This is a genomic window from Maridesulfovibrio sp., from assembly GCF_963678865.1.
In the GTDB taxonomy this organism is placed as follows: Bacteria; Desulfobacterota; Desulfovibrionia; order Desulfovibrionales; family Desulfovibrionaceae; genus Maridesulfovibrio.
The window spans coordinates 3182159-3203753 of the sequence record NZ_OY787459.1 but is presented as its reverse complement, the minus strand read 5'-3'; the positions used below and the strand labels follow the sequence as shown (position 1 = coordinate 3203753).

The window sequence follows — 21595 nt, the reverse complement described above, 5'->3', positions numbered from 1 at the left end:
TGATTCTAATCAGACTATTCTTCCATGGATTCAGGCTCACCATCCACCTTTTTTTTGCGTTGCAGCTTGACCAGTGTAACATAGAAAAGCGGCACAAAAAGTACGCCCAGAACCGTTGCGGCAATCATCCCAGCGAACACTGAAGTTCCGAGAGCATGGCGGCTGGCTGAACCTGCCCCCTGTGCAATTACCAGCGGAACAACGCCGAGTATAAAGGCAAACGAAGTCATCAGGATAGGCCGGAACCGAAGCTGAGCGGCCTGCACTGCCGCATCCACAAGGGACGCTCCCTGTTCGTACTTGGCCTTCGCGAACTCCACAATCAGAATAGCATTCTTGGCAGCCAGACCGACCAGCATAATCAAGCCGATCTGAGCATAAACGTTGTTATCCAGCCCCCTGATAAACTGCCCGGAAATAGCTCCGAACACCCCCAGAGGAACAGCGAAAACAATAGCCAGCGGAATAATCCAGCTTTCATACTGTGCTGCAAGCACAAGAAATACCATCATAACCGCAAGGGCAAAAATGACGATAATTTCCCCGCCGGACTTTTTCTCCTGATAAGCTATGTTGGTCCAGTCGAAACCGTAGCCCCTCGGCAGGGTGTCGCGGGCAATTTTTTCCATAATTGCCATAGCCTGCCCTGTACTGTAGCCCGGAGCGTTGGCAGCGGTAATCTCAATAGTCCGAAACAGGTTGTAACGCTGAATGTACTCCGGTCCGAATATCTTTTTCTGGTTAAGCAGGGTTGAGAGGGGAATCATTTTCCCGGTATCCCCGCGTACATAGAACTTGGATACATCTTCCGGGCTGGTCCTGAACTGGGAATCTGCCTGCGCCATAACCCTGTAGGTCCTGCCATACTTATTAAAATCATTAATATAATATCCGCCAAGAAAGGTCTGCATGGCGGTAAAGACTTCGTTAAGCGGGATACCAAGCTTACGGACCTTATCACGGTCCACATCGACAAAAAGCTGCGGCACATTAGCACTGAATGTGGAGAATATCCCGGTCAACTCAGGATGTTTACGAAGCTCGGCCATGTAATCCTGCGCCACCTTTGCCAGCTCCTCTACAGTACCTCCGGAACGGTCCTGCAATTCAAATTGCAGACCGCCGGTAGACCCGATTCCGTTAATTGGCGGAGGGTTAAAGCAGATAACTATGCCGTCCTGAATCCCACGCGCCTTCTGCTGCACATTACGGAGAATCGCGTTGACATGCAGTTTCGGATCGGTTCGTTCATCCCACGGATCAAGAGAAGCGAACAGGGTGGAAGTGTATGAGGAATAAGCCCCGGTAATCAGGTTGAATCCACCAAGCGCAAAATAAGTTTTAACACCCGGCTCATTTTTCAAAATTTCCTCAACCTGATGAACAACCGCATCCGAGCGTTCAAGGGACGCGCCTTCAGGCAACTGCACGTTGATCATGAAGTAACCCTGATCCTCGTTGGGTACGAATCCGGTGGGTACGGTTTTGAAAAGAGTGTAGGCCCCGAACAGTAAAATCCCGAAAACTCCCAGCGCAATGACCGATTTACGGATAATGATCCTCACCCCGGAAGTATACCCGGAAGTAATCTTGCTGAAATACTTATTAAACTGCCCGAAGAACCAGCCCAGCGGACCACGCATTTCCGTTTGCGGGCGAAGCAGAAGCGCGGACATGGCAGGGGAGAAAGTAAGTGCATTAATGGATGAAATCGCCACCGAGACCGCAAGGGTCAATGCAAACTGTTTATAAAGCTGCCCGGTAATTCCGCCCATGAATGCAACCGGAACAAACACCGCGATAAGCACGGCTGTAGTGGCCAGAATTGGCCCGGAAACTTCTTTCATAGCTTCCTTGGTGGCTGTTTTTGCATCCAGACCTTCTTCATCAATCTTGGACTGCACTGCCTCGACCACGACAATAGCGTCATCGACAACAATACCGATTGCCAGCACCATGCCGAACAGAGTCAGGGTATTGATAGAAAAGCCAAGCACCTGAAAGAATGCAAAAGTACCAACCAGAGAAACCGGAACCGCAATCATGGGTACGATGGTTGCGCGCAGATTTTGAAGAAAAATAAAAACTACAATAAACACAAGTGCCATGGCCTCATAGAGGGTCTCCATAACTTCATCGATAGAAGCGGTCACAAAGAGTGTTGTATCGTAAGGTATGTCATACTTCATCCCGGAGGGAAAATCTTTCGATAGTTCCTTCATAGTCGAACGAACATTTTCCACGATATCAAGGGCATTCGCGCCGGGCAGCTGATAAACCAGCAGCATTGCGGAATCAATTTCCCCCTGCCTGCCAAATGCGGAATAAGATTTGGACCCCATTTCAACACGGGCCACATCTTTAATGTGGACAGTGCTGCCGTCAGGATTGGCCTTGATAATGATGTTGCCGAATTCCTCCGGTTCGCTGAGGCGTCCCTTGACCCGCACGGTAAGCTGGAACTGCTGACCGGAAGATGCAGGGGGCTGGCCCACCTGCCCTGCCGGTGCCTGCAGGTTCTGCTCTTGCACAGCGGAAATGATATCATCGGCGGTAATTGCCAGCCGGGCCATTTTGTCCGGGTCCAGCCAGATACGCATGCCGTAATCCTGATCACCGAAAAGGGAGACACTCCCGACACCGGGTATACGGGACACCGCGTCAAACAGGTTGATTTTAGCGTAGTTGTTCAGAAAAAGAGAATCGAATGTCCCTTCAGGAGAAAGCAGGCTGATCACGCAGATCATACTGGAAGACTGCTTCTTAACGCTGACTCCGGACTTGTTAACTTCAGAAGGAAGCTGGGGAGTGGCAAGGCTGACCCTGTTCTGAACATCGACGGTGGCAAGTTCCAGATCACGCCCCAGATCAAAGGTCACGTTAAGCACCATACGTCCGTCATTGGAGCTGATGGAACTCATATAAAGCATATCCTGCGCCCCATTGACCTGCTCCTCAATCGGGGCTGCAACGGTTTCTTCCACAACATCCGCACTGGCTCCGGTATATTGGGCAGCAATCTGCACTGTGGGCGGCGCAATTTCGGGATATTGGGCGATTGGCAGGGTAAAAATACTCAGCAAACCGACCAGAGTAATAATGATGGAAATTACGGACGAAAAAATGGGCCTGTCGATAAAAAAATTGACCATGACTGCTTCCTGCGAAACTTATCTCCCCGCTTCTGCGGGGAGATAAGACTGCTGATAATTTTGACTTAAGATTACTATTTGGCTGGCTCGGGCTGGTTCTGAACAATCTGGGGCGTTACCGCTGTTCCGGGACGGATCTTGTTCACGCCGTCGGCAATGATCAGGGTACCGGATTCGATCCCGGTTTTGATTACGGTGTTGCGGTCATCGCTGTAATCTATAGTTATCGGCTTTTCGACCACAGTACCGTTGGCAACTGTCAGCAAGGATTTACGGCCCTGAATATCAAGCATAGCCCTAGTGGGAACCACCAGCGCATTCGGGTAATCCTTAAGCTTGGCCACAACCTTGGCATACTGCCCGTCACGCAGAATTCTTTCCGGGTTGGGGAACTCGGCCCTGATGCCCAGCGTACCGGTGGAAGAATCAACTGCCCGGTCTGCCATATTGAAGGTTCCATTATGTTCGTAGTAATCGCCGTCAGCCAGAATTATACGCAAGGTAGTGGGCTTGGACTGCTTTCCGGCTTTACGAGCGGCATCTATTTCACGGATAGCCACAAGATATTCTTTTTCAGGGATGCTGAAGTTCACATAAACAGGATCAACGGCAGATACGGTCACCAGAACTGTGGATTCTGCAGCCACAAGAGTTCCCGGTTCAACCTGAGTACGTCCGATGATGCCGTTCATGGGAGATTTTATCCGGGTGAAGCCCAGATCCAGATTGGCCTGCTCGACCTGAGCTTTGGCGTTGCTCACATCGGCTTCAAGAACCTGTTTATCGGTAATTTTTGAATCAAATTCTTCGCGGCTAACCGCCCCTTGATCAAAAAGGGCCTTGAACCGTTTATAGTCCTTGCTGGCTTTGGTAAGAGTAGCCTTAGTGCTGGCCAACTCGGCTTTGGCTTTTTTAAGTGCCTCTTCATAAGGTCTGGGATCAATAACAAAAAGGAGCTGGTCTTCCTTTACGGACTGACCTTCGGTGAATAACCGTTCCTTGATATGGCCCTGTACGCGCGCTTTGATTTCCACGGTCTTCAAAGCCTGAATCTGGGCCACATACTCGCCCATCACCGGGAAGGGATGCTCGGTAATCTTAATGACCTTCACAGGTACGGCTTCAGTAGAAGCCTGCTCTTTCTTGTCTTCACCAAAACATCCGCACAGCAAAACCGACATGGACAAAAGAGTAAAAATCAGTGCTGCGGAAACCTTCCGTCCATCTGCCGAATGAAAAAGAAATTTCACGAACTTCCCCCTAAAAAATATTAAAAACCGGGGATTACCCTTAAAACTGCAATCCGGTCCCTATCCTATTTATAATAATACGAGACACTAACCGATTACCATCTCAAAAAAAAGTAAATAATTGTAGATTCCGGCTGTAAATATCTAATGATGCAAACGCTCCTTTATGCGCTCAATGGCCAGAGGAAGTTCTTCGGCTGCAAGCTGCTTCAGTGTTTCATAATCAGCCTTGAATTCCGGGCTGGGATAAGTCCGGTCCGCAATGCTGGACGAATACATGCTTGGGATTTTATTTAAAACAACGCAGACAATATCAAACAAACACTTGTCACATTGACAGAATTCAATTTCCGCCCGTTCTATAAGAGCTTTCAATTCTTCGAACACAACCTCTTCTGCAAGATTAACAATTTCACCGGTCTTGAAAAATTCATCTTTGGAGAGCATGGCTTCCTCCTTGTTTATTGCCCACGGCATTCCAATAATTACATCAAGTATACCGTACAATGCATGTCATTCAAAGGTCATTTTCAAAAGAAAAACCCCGGCATGCAACACGCCGAAGCATATATACGAACGAAAAGACGGGCAGGAAATCCACAACTCTGAGACAAAACATACCGTCACCCCGTTTCAGAGATACGCAAAACTGAGATTATTCAGCGAAAAGGACCCTGTTACGCCCTCTGGCTTTGGCTTCATACAGCATTTCGTCAGCACGGGTGATCATACCGGTAAGCGATTCCCCCATATCCGAGGTAGCCCCGATAGAAACAGTCAAACTGATTACATCACCTTCAAATTCCACAGAAACAGATTCAATCAACTCCCGGAACCCCTCCAGAACAGACTTGAGGTCTTCAGAAGAGACAGTCTCAAAGACAACCGTAAATTCCTCGCCGCCGAAACGGGCCACAAGCCCTCTCTCCCCGATATAATCCGCAAGCAGAGTCGCAAACCTCTTCAAAACCTCATCTCCGGCATCATGACCGTAGGTGTCATTGACCTTCTTGAAATGATCAATATCCATCAAAGCGACAGAAAGCCCCCGACCAAGCCCAGCATATTTGGCATACAAAGGCTCTGAATGCTCGAAAAAATACCTCCTGTTCCACAAACCGGTAAGGAAATCCTTGTTGGCCCGGTCTCTGGACTCGGCAATCAGCTCCAAAGTTTCGAGGTTGGAATTCACCCGGCAGAGAATTTCCTCAATCCGTGCGCTCTTGTGTATAAAATCATTCGCTCCGGTCTTGAGGAAAAGCGGCGCTGTCCGGGATTTGGAATCAGAAGAAAGAACAACAATACTCAATTCATCCATTGGACGGATAGTACGCAGATGCGCAGTGAGCTGAAGGCCGTCCATTTTGGGCATGGCATAGTCGGTGAGAACAAGCTTGATGTCCGGATTACTGTAAAAAACCTTTGCAGCTTCTGCGCCGTCAGCTGCCTGAAGAACAGTCAGTCCCTGATGTCCCAGAATATTGGAAAGCCAGGAGCGCGCAGCTCTTGAATCATCCACAACCATCACCTTCAGACCACGGTTTTTGGATACCCGCTTCACAATACGGACAATGTAGTCAATGTGCTCACTTTTTTTGAGCACATAATCCACTATGTCCTTTTGGGAAATGTCATTCAAAACATCTTCATCAAGGTTTGAAGTAACTGCAATGGCAGGAATTTTATTTTTAATCAGCAGGTCAAGTCCTTTGCCGGAGGGAACTCCTTCAAGCACAAGGCTGCTTAAACCGACAAAATATTTTTTTTCAGCAATAAGCCGTTCCGCATCTTCATATGAAAAGGCAATATCACAGACAAATCCGGCCTGTTGCAAATGCCTCTGAATAAGTGAAGCTGTAACTTTACTCGAATCAAGAATAAAAACTTTATCCACACCGTACTCCGACTGCAAAAGAAACAAAAAGGGACAAGCCTTATTTAGGCTTGCCCCCTACATAACATAAAACCGCTTCAAATATATTATTTTTTAAAAAATACATTACATTTATTCCCGGACACAAGTATCACATCCGCACACTGCATACTTCGAATCAGACCGCTGCTGTCCGAACAACAGTTTGATCTTCTTGCGAAGCTCGGCCAGCATTTCAGCATCAACCTCAGTAACCGGACACTTTACGCCCATCTTTGTAAGACAAAAGGTATGGACCGGTTCTATACCCATCTTCTGCAACATTATCCGGGAGCACCCCTTTTCACAACCGTCAATAACAATCAGATCCCGGACCTTGCCTGCCTCATCTACGCACTCTGCTACACCCGCCCCAACCCCGGCAAGGCAAACCATCTTGGCAAACCCGCTTCTGTTCAACTCCACCGCAAGACTATTTGCCGCTTGGCCGGAACCGGAACCGCCCGAGCAACTGACGACCAAAAAACCGGTTTCATATTCTTCAGTCATTTGGAATTACCTCCCATAATAATCGTTCACTTCAACAATAACACAATTCCGCACTTGAGATAAATGACAAAAAAACAGCCGCACCGCCCCAAAAGGCAATGCGGCTGCAGCAGCTCAATCTTATACAGATTAAATAATCATATTGAAAAGATAGCCTACAATGAGAATTCCGCAGCCAACAACCCCGACAAATACTGCGATAAGCTTGGGCTTGAGCACCTTGCGCAGAATAACCATTTCCGGAAAAGAAAGGGCAATTACACTCATCATGAAAGCCAACACTGTGCCGAGAGCAGCCCCCTTGCCCAGCAAAGCATCAACAATGGGAATAACCCCGGCAGCATTTGTGTACATGGGTATACCAAGCAACACGGAAACAGGAACCGCCCACCAGACATCCTTGCCCATGATGGAAGCCATCATGTCTTCAGGAACGTATCCGTGGATGGCCGCCCCGGCGGCAATACCGAGCACAACATACATCCAGACCTTACCGACAATGTCCTTCACCGAATCAAGACCGAAAACAACGCGGTCCTCAACACTCATTCCTGACTGAGGTCCGTTATTCTGGGCACTGGCCAGCTTGACCCAGCCTTCCACATGCTTTTCCATACCCAGACGGCCTATGACCCACCCGGCAACAACGGCTATACATATCCCGGTTGTAAAGTACAGGGCCGCAACCTTCCAGCCCATAAGCCCATAAAGAAGAACCAACGCGACTTCATTAACCATGGGAGCTGAAATCAGGAAGGAAAAAGTAACTCCGAGAGGAACTCCCCCAGCCACAAAGCCGATAAAAAGAGGTACAGCTGAGCAGGAACAGAACGGAGTAACTACACCGAGCAGGCCGGCAAGCACGTTTCCCGCAGACTCACGTTTACCGGCCAGCACTTTACGGGTCCACTCCACGGTCACATAAGAACGGACAATGCCGATGCCGAAGACCACCAGCACCAAAAGCATCAACACCTTAGGGGTGTCATAAACAAAAAACTGCACAGCCTCACCAAGATGACTGCCGGGGACAAGTCCGAATAAATCAAACGCCGCATATCTCGAAAAAGGCAACAGTTGTGCATAGAGTGCATACCAGAGCAACACCCCGCCAGCCATCAACGCCCACAAAGCTTTACCGCCCACCGGAAGGGATTTTTTCTGCTTTTGCGCGGCCGCTTCCGCTTCGGGATTCAACCCTATGGGTTCAAGACCTAGCGGCTGAGGATTCTTAGACTTGGATGAACAGGCACATGGTTTCAAATTTAATTCTTCCATTTAACTACTCCGGTATTTATATTTTGCCAAATACGAAACTTTAGGTTCAAAAAAGAACAGCTGCAACAAAAACGCAGCTGCTCCCGGTTTACAGCCTTTTAATGGAGCTTGCGGCGTAGGCTTTGGCCTGCTCCTCAAACTTCACAGCAAAAAAATTCTCAAGACAGTTCAGGAATCCGGGCACACAATTCATAGCCAAACTGTAGTAAACATTGGTGCCTCGCTTGCTGTCCTTAAGCACCCCAGCGTCCTTGAGCAGGGAAAGGTGCTTTGAAACAGTGGAGATATCCCTCCCAACAATAGGAACAATATCGCAGACACAAAGTTCTCCATCGCAAAGGGCCTCCACAATGGCAAGCCTGCTGGGATGCCCCAGAGCTTTGAACACTTTTGATTTTGTCTCGATACTTGCTGACATTTATTGCGCCTCCAGAATTTTCCTGTTTGGCAAAATATAAAAATTAATCTTAACCTGTCAAGTAGTAGCCGCAGCTTATTTTGCCCCGCGCTCAAAAAACACAGGGCAACATACTAATATTGCGAGTAAATAAAACTATGCTGAATGTCTACCTGATTCCAGCTTCCATTCGCGCACAATTTCCCGGACATCTTTATACTGCGCACTGTCTTTTTTATAATGTTCGGCAAAGACATGCAGGGCGGTTCCACCACGGGGAGAAAAAATCCCTTTTACCCGCATCCAAAGAGGTGAAAGGCGACTTGTAAAGTGGTCAAGGATATTGTTGGTTATGGTTTCCATAAAGGACTGATGGTTACGGTAAGCTCCCATGTAAAGTTTGAAACTCTTGGACTCCACACAAAGCTCATCGGGAATGTACTCAACAATAATGGTTGCAAAATCCGGCTGGCCGGTGACCGGACACAGAGAGGTGTACTCTGGAAATTCAATACTGATGATGTAGGGCCTACCCGGAAAATTATTGGGGAATGTCTCCAGTATTTCAGGACTTGGGCTATCGTAATTGTACTCAGTAGCCCCGGCCTGACCGAGGGAGACAAGGGATTCAGTCTTGTCCTGGCTTTTGGTCGTCTTCACTTTAATCTTCTCCATAGATAAACAGTCTAATTTGAAAAGTTCCTCAAACGGTTCACAGCACTTAGCAGCTTGCCCGGCAAAAGCAAGTCCTGCTGAGGCTCATTTCTGTTTTGACTTTTCCCCCGAACAGTGGCAACCCTCACCTTGAACTTTTGCCCCGGAGCGGAACTGCCGAGGTGCGGGACTTTCTCCCTTTTGCCCGTGTCGGGTTGTTTCCGCTTCAAAGAACAACCATTCAACACAAGGGAATCCAATGCTCTCTTCAACTTTTGAACGCAAAGCGTTCACTCTTCTCACGAGCCTTTTCATCGGCTCGCTGGTTATGGCCGCAGTGGTCTCAACCAAAATCATCAACATCTTCGGTTTTTACGCTCCTGCCGGGGTCCTTGCCTACTCCATCACTTTCATTGTCTCGGACATTATCAGCGAAATCTGGGGCAAGGAACGGGCAAACGAGGTAATCCATTGCGGATTCATCGCCCTGCTTACAGCCATCGCCCTTTCATGGGCCGCCCTGTACTGGACTCCTGCACCCTTCTGGCACGGGCAGGAAGGTTTTGCCAGCGTACTTGCCAGCACTCCTCGTATAGTGCTCGCCTCTTTGCTGGCATATCTGGTCAGCCAGACCAATGATGTCCACCTGTTCCACCTGCTGCGCAGGATGACCGGCGGCAAACACCTCTGGCTGCGCAACAACCTTTCAACAATTGTATCACAGCTGATTGATTCCACAATCTTTGTCACCGTAGCCTTTTACGGAATCATGCCCGTAACCGATATCATCATCGGCCAATGGGTTGCCAAGGTTGCAATCGCTTTTCTGGACACCCCGCTGGTTTACGCCGGAGTGACCCTGCTCCGCCAACGCACCCCGCTGGGCGCGACACCATCATCCTAGAGTTACATTCACCTGTAAATCTGATACACTGTCTCCATATTTCCCGTGTAAAAACCGAAATATGGAGACAGTAATGAATCCTAAGCTGTTCCTGCCGCTCATAGTTTTTCTTTCACTTCTGCTTCTACCGCATATGGCGGAAGCCGATAAATACTATACTCTTGACAAATATATAGAAACCCATCCGGCAGAAAAAATCCGTGAAGACAACTTCAAAAAGATTATCAGCAAAAACAACGTCCAGCGGCCCGGAAAAATTCCCCCCCCCAAAATAGCCATAGTTTATCCCGGCGGACAGGTTTCCGATTACTGGCGCCGAAGCATCTCATCCCTCAAAAACAGGCTGAATCAATACGGGGTTACGCCTGAAATTTTAATTTTCTCCATAAAAACATCCGGGGATCCAACCAAACATGCAGCCACTTTCCGCAAAGCACTGCAGACCGATCCGGATTACCTGATCTCCACCCTCGATGCACAGCGCCATCAACGGATGATAGAGCCTGCTCTTCTTTCAGGTAAGCCGCGGATAATTCTGCAGAACATCACCACCCCCCTGAAGGAATGGGACGACAAACAGCCTTTCATGTACGTAGGATTCGATCACGCCGAAGGCGCCACAATCCTTGCACGGTACTTTGAACACAAGACCGGTGGACTTGGAAACTACGCTGTACTCCTGCCGGACCCCGGCTATCTGAATGAAGAACGCGGCAGAACATTCATATCCTATATGGATAACAAAACATCCCTCAAGCTTGTCTCCCTGTTCCAAACCGGAATAAACAAAGAAAAGGCCAGACTTGCTACCCGTAATATTGTACGTAAACATCCGGAAATTAAATTTATCTATGCCTGCTCCACGGATATAGCCCTGGGAGCCGTCGAAGGTTTGCGTGAAACGGGTTATTTGGGACGAATCATGATCAACGGCTGGGGTGGAGGTTCACCCGAAATAGACGCCATAAAAAAAGGAGAATTGGATGTAACCATCATGCGGATCAATGATGACAACGGAGTCGCCATTGCCGACGCCATAATTCTTGATCTACTTGGTAAAGACTCACAAATCCCACTTGTCTTTTCCGGCAGGTTTGAAATACTGGAAAAAGGAATCTCAGAAAAAAGATTACAGCAACTGCAGCAGGAGAGTTTCCGCTACTCCAGTCTTCAAGAGGATAACTGATGAAAGGTCTTTTCAAGGAACCGCTGGGGTTAACGACACAATTGCTGGCTCCAATGCTGGCTTTGGTAGTAGTCATGGGAATGTTTATATTTGCATGGTCTTTCTACCTGTCCAAAACCACCCTTGAACACGAACTCGCCATAGACACCGAAAAGACCGAAAGCATTGTTTCACTATCTCTGAAGAACACCCTTGAAGATATCAAGGACGACCTCATAGACATGACACTTGACGCAGAAGTCAGGAGTGCAATCATCAGCGGGGACAAAGAAGTTCTTGACCGTAAACTATACGAATTCATGAACTCAAAACAGGGGTACCTGCTGGACGTGCTGACCATATACCGCGATGGCCGCAACTGGATAGAAGCCGGAGTTATAGAGCTGCCAATTGTGCAGCTGCGCAACAAATTTAAAAACACCATGAGCTCTTCCCCGGCATGGGGTTATCTTTCTTTCAGGTCCCTGAACAACATAAGGACCATGCTGGTTTGTGCAGTACCGGTCTTCAACAAAGAAACCGGGGAAGTTGCCGGAATCCTGTACGGCGGCATAGACCTAAATTCCAACGTATCTTTTATAGACCGTCTGAAAAAAGCCTCCGCAGCCATAAACGGGGCACTGATCAGCAGGCACAGACTGATCATAAGCACTTCCAATCCGTCCAAGACGGAAATGAAAAAGCTCATAGACTGGACCATGAACATCGAACCGGGCGAATTCAAGATCGATGAGGATCTTATCTATTCTACAATTCAACTGCTGCCCCAGCAATCAGACAGTCCTTTGCTGTTCAGCTTTTCACGGATAAACCCTACCTTCAAGTATCTGAAACAAAATTACATGCAGAATCTGGGCATATTGCTTTCATTTACAACCCTGCTGGCTATTTTCACGGCATGGGGACTGCAGAAAAGAATCCTCAAGGCCTTGAAAATGCTTACAGATTACGCCAAAAATGTCGCTTCCGGGAACAGAAATACAAGCTTCATCCCCGGTCAGGTCAAAGAATTCAATAACCTCGGATTAACACTGGAAGAAATGGTTTCAAGGCTGGATGAAAACAGTGCATACATATCCAAACTGTTTTCTTCCGCAAAGGCGCCGATCATCAACTGTGATCTGACCGGGACCATTCTTGATATGAACCCGGCAGCGGCGACTGTTGCCGGAGTTGACGACAATCATGTCTGGAGCCAAACTCTGACATCATTTTTCCATAAGGACTTCCATAAAAAAGTGACCGAAGCCCTGAAGCAGGCAGCACAGGAAGACCTCACCCCTGTTTTGGAACTGCCTATCACCTCTGCGGACGGCACAGTCAAATATTATATCTGGACCTTTTCTCCAGTAAGGATGGCCCCAGACAGTGATCCAGACTTTATTCTTCTTCAGGGGCTTGATGTCACGGAAAACAGGGAAGCAGTCAAAAAAGCCCACGAGAGCGAAGCAAGGTTGCGCCAGATCATCGACCTGCTGCCACAAGAAATATTTGCCAATGACCTTGAAGGTAAATTCCTGCTGGTCAACAGTATCAAGGCCAAAAAAATGGGTCGTCCGGTGGATGAAATTACCGGTAAATTCCTGCCCGATGTTATTAGTGATCCGGTGGAGGTCACCCGGATCATGGAAGATGACCTCAGGGTAATTGAACGCAATGAAAAGCTGCTAACCGAAAAAAGCTTCCGGGACGAAGACCGCAACACCCACTGGATTGAAACAACCCGGGTTCCCTATATTTCTGCTGAAAACAACACACCTGCTATCCTGACCATCTCCACGGACATATCCCGTATCAAAGAAGTTGAGCAGGAACTTAAATCATTAAACAAGGAGTTGGTGGAAAGGGTAACCATGCGCACAACAGAACTGGAAAATGCCAATACCGCACTGGTTAAATCCATGGATGAACTGCGACAGACTCAGGATAAGCTGGTTGAAACGGAAAAGATGGCTTCCCTAGGGGAGCTGGTCGCCGGGGTAGCCCACGAAATAAACACTCCGCTGGGAATAAGCGTCACCAGTGCATCTTTTCTCAAAGAACTGAACGAAATCCTGCACAACAGCTTCATTTCAGGGCAAATGAAGAGGTCGGACCTTGAGAAATACTTGGCGACCAGCAAGGAAGCCCTTGATAATATAATGAAAAACCTTGAACGGTCCGCTTCTTTAATCAGCAACTTCAAACAGCTGGCAGTGGATCAGGCATCTGACGATATAAGACAGGTCAACCTTAACGAATATATACAGGGCATACTGCTTTCGCTGAAACCGCGATTCAAGCAATACAAACACAAGCTTACCGTGGACTGCCCCAAAGGAATGGAAATATACATTTCACCGGGATCACTCATGCAGGTCATCACCAATATCGTGAGCAACTCTCTGCTCCATGCCTTCCCTGACACGGAAGAAGGTGAAATCTCCATTACCGCAGCTCCCAGCAGAAACGGGGTAATGCTTACCTTTGCCGACAACGGCATCGGCATGAGCCCAGAGCAGACACTGAAAGTATTTGAACCGTTCTACACTACGGCTAGAAGCTCCGGTAACACAGGTCTGGGAATGCATCTGGTCTACAATCTCGTCACAAGGGCGTTGAACGGCACCATCGAATGCAAGAGTGCCCCCGGAGAAGGGACTTCATACGAAATCTGGTTCCCGGAAGGGAAATAACGATCAGGTAAAATCAGTCCAGAGAACCATATTCCTGCCCCTTCGCTTGGCTTCATAAAGCATGGAATCTGCTCCAATGGTCAAATCCTGCGCCTTGGAAAAAGTGGAGGGGACAACAGTGACTCCTCCAAGACTTACAGTAAGAACATTACAGACTGATGAAAATTCGTGTTTGATATCCAGCTCGGAAATCAGAACCCTGATTTTTTCGGCAATATACCTGCCTCCGTCAGAATCAGTCTCGGGAAGCAGCAGCACGAATTCCTCTCCTCCGTAACGGGCTGCCACATCAGCCGGACGTTGCACCTCGGCCTGCAAGACTCCGGCAACTCTCTTCAGAATTTCATCCCCGGCAGTATGACCATAATTGTCGTTGTATTGTTTGAAGCAATCAACATCAAGCATTACAAGAGAAATTTTATCCCCGGAACGACTGCAGCGTCGCCATTCCTTTTCCAGGGCCAGTTCAAAACTCCTGCGGTTGGGCATCTCGGTAAGCCCGTCAAGATTGGCAAGTCCTTCCAGCAATTTGCGTTGGCGCGCAATTGTAAGATGGTTTTTGACACGCGCCGTGACAATTGGCGGGTGGAAAGGTTTGCGGATGTAGTCGACAGCTCCCATCTCCAGTCCGCGAGCCTCGTCGTGTTCGGAATCAAGGGCGGTAATAAAAATAACCGGAATAGACTTGGTTTCCTCTCTGGATTTAATTTTGCGCAGCACCTCGTAGCCGTCTATTTCCGGCATAAGCACATCCAGAAGAACCAGATCGGGAGGATTGTCTGAATTAATCCGATCAAGGGCCTGATTACCGTTCTTGGCCAGAACCACCTTATAATCCTGACGCAACAGATCCGAAAGGACATTAAGATTCAAACGTTCATCATCAACAATAAGAATTTTAGATCTTTCTTCCATTATTCCTACCCCTTACCAAGCTGAACACCTAGTTTTTCAGCAATAAATTCCAGCACGGAACGACCATCATCAAAATCAAAGTTCTCAATATGCCGGGTTAATTCATCAAGCTGCTCTGTATAACTTTCAAGATTAAAATGTACGCGCAGTTCGTCCAGAACATCTCCGGACTCGGCGTCACCTTCGCCAAGCATTATATACAGTTTGCTTATAAGATTAAAACTTTTCTCTTTATCGAATACATATTCACGGCTCTGCGGTACTTTGGAAACATCAAGACCTTCCAATCCCTTAAGTACCATCTGCAGCTCGGCAATAAGGTAATTCAGACTTTCAGTATAACCGCCTGATCCTTCAGCACGCATATCCGATTCCAAAGCACGGCATAATTCATAAATATTCCCGGCCCCGATATTACCGGCAACTCCTTTCAAGGAATGAATTTTCATTAAAGCCTGCTCCCTGCCGGATTCGTCAAGTATGCTCCTCAACTCTGCAGGAAAATTCTCATACCCGTTCCTGAATCCCTGTAATACCTTCAAATAACTTTCACGATTATTACCGATATTCAACAAACCTTTGGCGCTGTTGATGCCGGGAAACTGCAAAGGAGGCTCATCTTCAATACCGGCATCGTCCGCCAAGGGAGTATAAGCAACAATATCCACATCAAGATATTTACCCAGAGCTTTTTTCAGATCATCAGGATTAACAGGCTTTATCAAATGTTCATTCATCCCGGCCGCAATACTTTTTTCCCGGTCTCCGGGCATGGCATGGGCGGTCATGGCAAGAATAGGCAGCTTGGCGTAGCGTATATCGGAACGGATGATGCGGGCTGCAGTGAGACCATCCATCTCCGGCATCTGAATATCCATAAGCACAAGATTGTAGATTTCAGAATTCAGGGCATCCAAGGCCTTGCGTCCATTCTCTGCAACATCCACTGTCAGCCCCAGAGACTCCAGCATTCTGCGGGCAACCTGCTGGTTAAGTTCATTATCTTCAACAACCAGAACTCTTGGCGCCGTTCCTGAAAAACCGATCTCAGGAACAGGCTCACCATAATCAGCCGGAGCAGCAGAATTTTCCAGTTCAGCAAATTCATCGCCTAAAGACGAGTAAAGGGATGTACGGGTCACCGGACGGGAAACAAAACCGTCCACCCCCATCAATGCCGCTTCCCGGCGAAAAGAATCATCAACGTTAACGGGAGCCATTAATATAATCGGTATATTTTCCAGTCCTGCGATGCCCCTGATCCGCCCTACAGCATCAGTCACGTGCATATCATACAATTTCCCGGATATCAGGATAAAAGAGAAAGCATCTTTCGCACTCTGTCCTGCCAGCCTTTCAAGAGCTGCAGAGGCAGAACTGTCCACCGCAACCCTGAAACCTGCATTTTCCAGTGTAGACCGCACAAAATCACGGGCAATCCTGTTGCTTTCAACCACAAGAACCTTCATACCTTCTGCAATCTCGGGCAGGACAATGCTGTTCTCTTTGCCAACTGCGGATAATGGAATGGTAAAATAAAAAGAGCTGCCGAGTCCCGGCTGACTTTCAACACTGACACTACCGCCCATAAGCTCTACAAGAGAGCGGGCAATAGCCAGCCCCAGCCCGGTTCCGCCGTATTTACGGGTAGTGGAAGCGTCAGCCTGAGTAAAAGAATTAAACAGCATAGAGATTTCTTCCCTGCTAAGACCGATACCACTATCCCTGACTGTAAACCTGATCCGGGAATCTCCATCGCAATCGGTTTCACAAGCAACAATCAAACTGACTTCTCCGGTATCAGTAAATTTAACTGCATTGTTAGTAAGATTGATCAACACCTGCCCAAGGCGCAAAGGATCACCCCTGAGGTTAAAGGGAACTTCCGGCTCAACAGAAAGGACAAAATCAATACCCTTGCATTCTGCTTTGACCGCAACCATATTGCATATTTTTTCCAGCACATCGTCCAGATTGAATTCAACATCCTCCAGCACGAATTTGCCGGCCTCAATTTTGGAAAAATCCAGAATATCGCCGATAATTGAGAGCAGAGAGTCGGCTGAGGACATCATTTTATCCAGATATTCCCGCTGCAACGGATCAAGTTCGGCATTCTGCAGCAAATGCCCGAACCCGAGAATGCTGTTCATGGGGGTCCTGATTTCGTGGCTCATATTGGCAAGGAATTCAGATTTCGCACGTGTTGCGGCTTCTGCAGCCAGTCTTGAACGGTTGAGTTCTTTTTCCACCTGTCTGCGTTCAGTAACATTTCGCATACACTCTACAGCACCGACTATCTGCCCTGTCTGATTGCGTAACGGTCCGGCAATTCCCCAGAAATAAGCCCCCTCACCACCAAAGGCCCTCGGTGTATAGACCTCGCCGTAAACCTTGTCCCCCCGACGCTCCAGCGATTCATACTCATCGGTAAGCGGCTCCAGATCATCCCTGAGGGCAAAATCAATAAGAATAGGCCTGCGCTCACCATAAAAAGAGAGTGAATACTCATGATCACCTTTACCGATGATATCTTCCTTACGTACTCCAGTGGCTTCTTCCACAGCCTTATTCCATGCAAGAACAGTCCCTTTACTGTCGATAACGATAGTCGGGTCAGGCAAGAATTCAACTATATCATGCAAGCGGTGATACGAATCCTGCAATTCCTTCTTGGTCCTGCGCTGCTCTGTTACATCACTCAGTGTAGTCTGCAGCAACGGCCTGCCGCTGATATCCATCTTACGGGCACGTACACTGGCAAAAAACTCTTCTCCGTCCAGCCGTCTGCAGACTATATCAAAATCAAGCTCTCCCTTTGCCACGGAGGTCCGGGACAAATCCTCCAGCAGGCCATCAAAAAAAACACCCTCAAACTGGTTCGGGACAATCAGATTCTCCGGACGATAAGAAAGCAACTCCTCTTCGGAAGAGCAACGAAACATGGAAACAGCTTCCGGGTTGGCGCTGACAAGATTGTAGTCTAAATCCATTAACAGGATGGCATCACTGGCGTTATCAAAGATGGATCGGTATTTAATTTCCCTTTCCTTCAAGGCAAGAGTTTGTTCCCGCCCCTTTTCCATAAGGAATAAACGCTCAAGAGCCAGCCCCACATAACTTGATAGGAAAAGCAGTACTTCGAAATCCCTTTCATCAAGAATCTGGTCATCTTCATAAGACTGAACAGCCATGACCCCCACAACATCTTCTTGAAGCTTCAAAGGGACGCCCAGCCAGAGTTCACGCTCGGCTCCTATCTGCTCATAATCACCTTTTTCGAGCATCTCCATGCGGGTTGCCCAATCTCCGAACAAAGGCTTTCCGGTTCTGAGCACATAATCAGTAAGTCCTGCTCCTATCTTTCTAGGAGCAGGGGTTGTTTCCCTTTCATCAGAAAAATATGGAAAGCTGATTATATCTGTTTCCCTGTCATATGCTGCGATATAAAAATTTCGCGCAGGCATCAGCTTGTTAATCTGCCCTTGTATTATTGGATAAAATTCATCAATACCTGAAACACGCGGCACAGCCAGGGCAATTTCGTACAGGAGATTATGGGCTTTTTCCATTCTGCGACGCTGGGCAACCTCTTTGTTCAAGGATTCATTAAGCTTGAACAGCTTACGGTTCCAAAAGATAATGGTAGCCAGAGCCATAATTAGAAAAGCGAAAAGGAAAAGCAGTTCACGGTAATCAGAGACCTGCTCATAACGCACATTAAACCACTTCTGGCGTATTTTACGGTGGTAATCATCAGTAATGGCCGCAAGAGCTTTATTTATAATTGAAAAGGCCAGCGGATAATCAGGTGAAACCCCTATACGATGGTCAAAATCAAATTTGGTGGTTCCGGCGATCTTAAGATTTTTTAGACCCAGCCTGTTCATGCTATCGACCACAACCGCAAGATGCCCCACAAAGGCGTCAACCTTGCCCTTGGTCAGAAGCAACAGTCCTTCTTCCACATCCAGTGTTCCAACCAGATCTATTTCCGGATAATTCTCCTGCACATAGTAATAGCTGGTATAATTCAGTCCGGCAGCAACCCTTTTCTTCTTGAATTCATCCAGACTTTTCACGGACAACGCAGTGTCACTTGTAACTATGACCAGAGGGAAAGAGACATATGCATCGGAAAACAACACGTCCCTTTCAACCATATCCCTAATGCTCAAAGCCGGAATAATATCGAGCTCACCATTGGTATATTTCTGAAGAACCTCCGCCCAGGACCTGCTGGGTACGAATTCGAACTGCAGCCCCGAAAGGACCGAAATCATGTCCATATAATCCGCGATGATACCTTTAAATTGGTCATCTTCATCAACTATAGACAAAGGCTCCCAGTTAACCTCACTCATCCGGAGCTTGACTCCGCTACGGACGAAGGCCTCTTCTTCCGGGGTCAGTTTTAGGTCAACTTCAGTTTTTTTCTTTTCGGTGCCAGGAAAATCATCGGCAACAGCAGTGCATCCTGGTCCCAAAAGACAAACTATGAAAAGCAGAAAAAACGAAAGACATATCCCACGGACAAAGCTGAGTTTCGCCACTTGGTCGGTATCACAAAAAAAAATCACTAGGGCCTCATAAATAATGTTTTTGAATATATGCAAGACTAGCACCTGCAAGGTCAAGAAACAAGGGAAGGGAACTCCCCCTCAGGGCGAGGAACATCCATAACAGGTGAAACAAAAAACACATATTCATCCCAACATTTCCGGCAACTGCATCATCCGGTTCAAAAAGTTACCACAAAAGACTTCCCTAGACGCACTGAAGAAGATAAGTTCCTCAGCATTAAGACAATCTCAACACATAATGTAGGCAGGAAAGCCGGATGGTTGAAAATAAAAAGTATAAACTTCTGTTTAAGGACCGTATCGGAATTGTCTTCGACATCACCAAACTGATGCTGGAGCACAAGCTTAATATCATCAGCATGGAAGTAGAACAGAAGGAAGGCTTCGCCCGGACTTCAGTGGAGATTGAGGGCGGACACACCCTTGATACGGAAGAAATGCTGAGGTTGTTCTCCTCCCTGCCCGGAATTCACAGCCAGACCGAACTGAAAAGACTCCCGCAGGAAAAAAGGGAAAAATGGTTCCGAACCCTGTTTGACGGCATGAGCGAGGGGATTGTTTCGGTAAACTCCAAAGGCATAATCAACACGGCCAACAGCGTTGCCTGCCGTATCCTCAACGCACCCTACGAAAGCCTCGTCAATACCTATGTCGGAGAGATAACGCCCAAAAACAATCTCCTCATGGAGTGTATGCAAAAACGCATTCCGGTCAACAGGCGCAAGTCCGTCATGACAAGCACCGGAAGGGTTGACTTCTATGGCTCAGCCAAACCCATCCTTGATTCTCAGGGGGAATTCGTCGGCGCGGTCCTGCTCATGAAGGACCTGCAGGAAGTCAGGGCTATGGTTGATGCGGTAATGACCCCCATCGACTTTAAATTTGATGATTTCATCGGAGAATGTCCGGCCATCAAAAACCTGATCACCTTTGCCAAACGCATTGCCGAACTGGACACTATCGTCTCCATCACCGGAGAAAGCGGCACAGGCAAAGAACTCTTTGCCCGGGCAATCCACTTCGAAAGCGGAAGGCCCGGACCGTTCATCCCCATAAACTGTGCGGCCCTGCCAGAACAACTCATTGAAAGCGAACTCTTCGGCTACATTGACGGAGCCTTTACCGGAGCCAAAAAGAAAGGCAAGCCCGGACTCTTTGAAGCCGCTCATAACGGAACCATATTCCTTGATGAAATCGGTGACATGCCCCCCGGCCCACAGGCCAAGATTCTGCGTGTCCTGCAGGAAGGCTGCGTACGCCGCATCGGCGGGGTTGAAGAAATTCCGGTCAACACCAGAGTAATCACCGCCACCAATAAAAACCTGAACGATATGGTGGCAGCCGGAGATTTCCGGGAAGACCTTTTCTACCGCATCAATGTTTTGAACATTCAGATTCCTCCCCTCCGCGAAAGGGATACCGATATAATACTTATGGCCGGAAAATTCCTGAACCGCTTTAACCGCAAACTTGAAAAAAAAGAACAGACGATAAGCGCGACCGGGCAGCAAAAACTGCTGGACTACAGTTGGCCGGGCAACGTCCGGGAATTACAGAATGTAATTGAACGAGCCTCAATATTCAGTAATTCCAATGAAATTTCAGCCGACTCAATCCACTTGAACTCCAAACAACAATCCACATGCGGGCAGAAATGCAAAGCAGTCCCCACGACACTGCAAAACGGAATGTCCTTGAAAGAAATGATCGGCAAGTATGAAACAAAAATCCTGCTCGAGGCTCTCAACTCTACTTCCAGCATACGCAAGGCAGCCCAAAAGCTGGGTATCTCTCATACCGCGCTGCTGAAAAAGATTGAGAAGCATAAATTGCGCAACGAAAGCAGCGTATCTCCATGGGAGGCGACCACAACGCTGAATTAAAATTCAAACGCAACTTTGTTTCTAACGCATCCCCGCTCCTCTGAAGAAGAGAGCGGGGATGCTTTTTGGTATCTTTAGTTACCAGTCATTTTCCTTAATTTCCGCTGACCGAGCATGATTTTAGCTACAACGTCAATTTTGGAAACTTAAATTACCATACCTAAAAAACAACATAATTTAAGCAATTTACACTACCTTCACTCCCAACCATGGAAACTTTACATACCAAATCAAAATCGGCAAAAAGCTTTTAAAAACGAACTTATTTCGTGAATATTTGCACAATATTTAATTAT

14 protein-coding genes are annotated in these 21595 nt (G+C 47.7%); 4 read left to right on the top strand and 10 right to left on the bottom strand.

Annotated elements, in window-relative coordinates; genetic code table 11:
- Positions 1-14: 14 nt before the first annotated feature.
- The 8 genes from ACKU41_RS14615 to queF form a co-directional block, all read right to left on the bottom strand.
- Positions 15-3152 carry a multidrug efflux RND transporter permease subunit gene (locus ACKU41_RS14615; RefSeq protein WP_321401821.1) on the bottom strand — a complete coding sequence of 1046 codons (3138 nt, stop codon included), beginning with the start codon at positions 3150-3152 and terminating at the stop codon, positions 15-17.
- Positions 3153-3226: 74 nt separating this feature from the next.
- The gene (locus tag ACKU41_RS14610) at positions 3227-4402 is read right to left on the bottom strand and encodes an efflux RND transporter periplasmic adaptor subunit (RefSeq protein ID WP_321401819.1); all 1176 of its coding nucleotides are present in this window, start codon (positions 4400-4402) and stop codon (positions 3227-3229) included.
- A gap of 144 nt (positions 4403-4546) precedes the next feature.
- Positions 4547-4849, bottom strand: coding sequence for a late competence development ComFB family protein (locus ACKU41_RS14605; RefSeq protein ID WP_321401817.1), 303 nt, complete (start codon positions 4847-4849; stop codon positions 4547-4549).
- Between the two features lie 208 nt (positions 4850-5057).
- Positions 5058-6296 carry a diguanylate cyclase gene (locus tag ACKU41_RS14600; protein WP_321401813.1) on the bottom strand — a complete coding sequence of 413 codons (1239 nt, stop codon included), beginning with the start codon at positions 6294-6296 and terminating at the stop codon, positions 5058-5060.
- A gap of 111 nt (positions 6297-6407) precedes the next feature.
- Positions 6408-6824 carry a putative zinc-binding protein gene (locus tag ACKU41_RS14595; protein WP_321401811.1) on the bottom strand — a complete coding sequence of 139 codons (417 nt, stop codon included), beginning with the start codon at positions 6822-6824 and terminating at the stop codon, positions 6408-6410.
- Between the two features lie 129 nt (positions 6825-6953).
- Positions 6954-8102, bottom strand: coding sequence for a permease (locus tag ACKU41_RS14590; RefSeq protein WP_321401809.1), 1149 nt, complete (start codon positions 8100-8102; stop codon positions 6954-6956).
- An 88-nt stretch (positions 8103-8190) separates the two neighbouring features.
- Positions 8191-8520 (bottom strand): metalloregulator ArsR/SmtB family transcription factor, encoded by a 330-nt coding sequence (locus tag ACKU41_RS14585; protein ID WP_319778145.1) that lies wholly within the window; start codon positions 8518-8520, stop codon positions 8191-8193.
- Between the two features lie 135 nt (positions 8521-8655).
- Complete coding sequence (gene queF / locus ACKU41_RS14580) at positions 8656-9174, bottom strand: preQ(1) synthase (RefSeq protein WP_319778144.1); 519 nt, start codon at positions 9172-9174, stop codon at positions 8656-8658.
- A 238-nt stretch (positions 9175-9412) separates the two neighbouring features.
- Between queF and ACKU41_RS14575 the strand changes: the two genes are divergently transcribed.
- The 3 genes from ACKU41_RS14575 to ACKU41_RS14565 all read left to right on the top strand — a co-directional run bounded on the left by ACKU41_RS14575 (position 9413) and on the right by ACKU41_RS14565 (position 13918).
- Positions 9413-10057 carry a queuosine precursor transporter gene (locus ACKU41_RS14575; RefSeq protein WP_319778143.1) on the top strand — a complete coding sequence of 215 codons (645 nt, stop codon included), beginning with the start codon at positions 9413-9415 and terminating at the stop codon, positions 10055-10057.
- 73 nt (positions 10058-10130) lie between these two features.
- Positions 10131-11243 carry a substrate-binding domain-containing protein gene (locus tag ACKU41_RS14570; protein ID WP_321401805.1) on the top strand — a complete coding sequence of 371 codons (1113 nt, stop codon included), beginning with the start codon at positions 10131-10133 and terminating at the stop codon, positions 11241-11243.
- A complete protein-coding gene (locus tag ACKU41_RS14565; protein WP_321401803.1) occupies positions 11243-13918 on the top strand; it encodes an ATP-binding protein in 2676 nt (891 codons plus the stop codon). Before ACKU41_RS14570 ends, ACKU41_RS14565 begins: the two co-directional genes overlap by 1 nt.
- 3 nt (positions 13919-13921) lie before the next feature.
- Here the strand turns inward: ACKU41_RS14565 and ACKU41_RS14560 are convergent, their stop codons facing one another.
- Together ACKU41_RS14560 and ACKU41_RS14555 are read right to left on the bottom strand one after the other, a co-directional pair.
- On the bottom strand, positions 13922-14833 hold the full coding sequence (locus tag ACKU41_RS14560; RefSeq protein WP_319778138.1) for a diguanylate cyclase: 912 nt from the start codon (positions 14831-14833) through the stop codon (positions 13922-13924).
- A gap of 5 nt (positions 14834-14838) precedes the next feature.
- Positions 14839-19413, bottom strand: coding sequence for a response regulator (locus ACKU41_RS14555; protein WP_321401801.1), 4575 nt, complete (start codon positions 19411-19413; stop codon positions 14839-14841).
- A 260-nt stretch (positions 19414-19673) separates the two neighbouring features.
- On the opposite strand from ACKU41_RS14555, the gene ACKU41_RS14550 reads away from it, so the two are divergent.
- The gene (locus ACKU41_RS14550; protein ID WP_321401799.1) at positions 19674-21299 is read left to right on the top strand and encodes a sigma 54-interacting transcriptional regulator; all 1626 of its coding nucleotides are present in this window, start codon (positions 19674-19676) and stop codon (positions 21297-21299) included.
- The last annotated feature ends 296 nt before the right edge of the window (positions 21300-21595 follow it).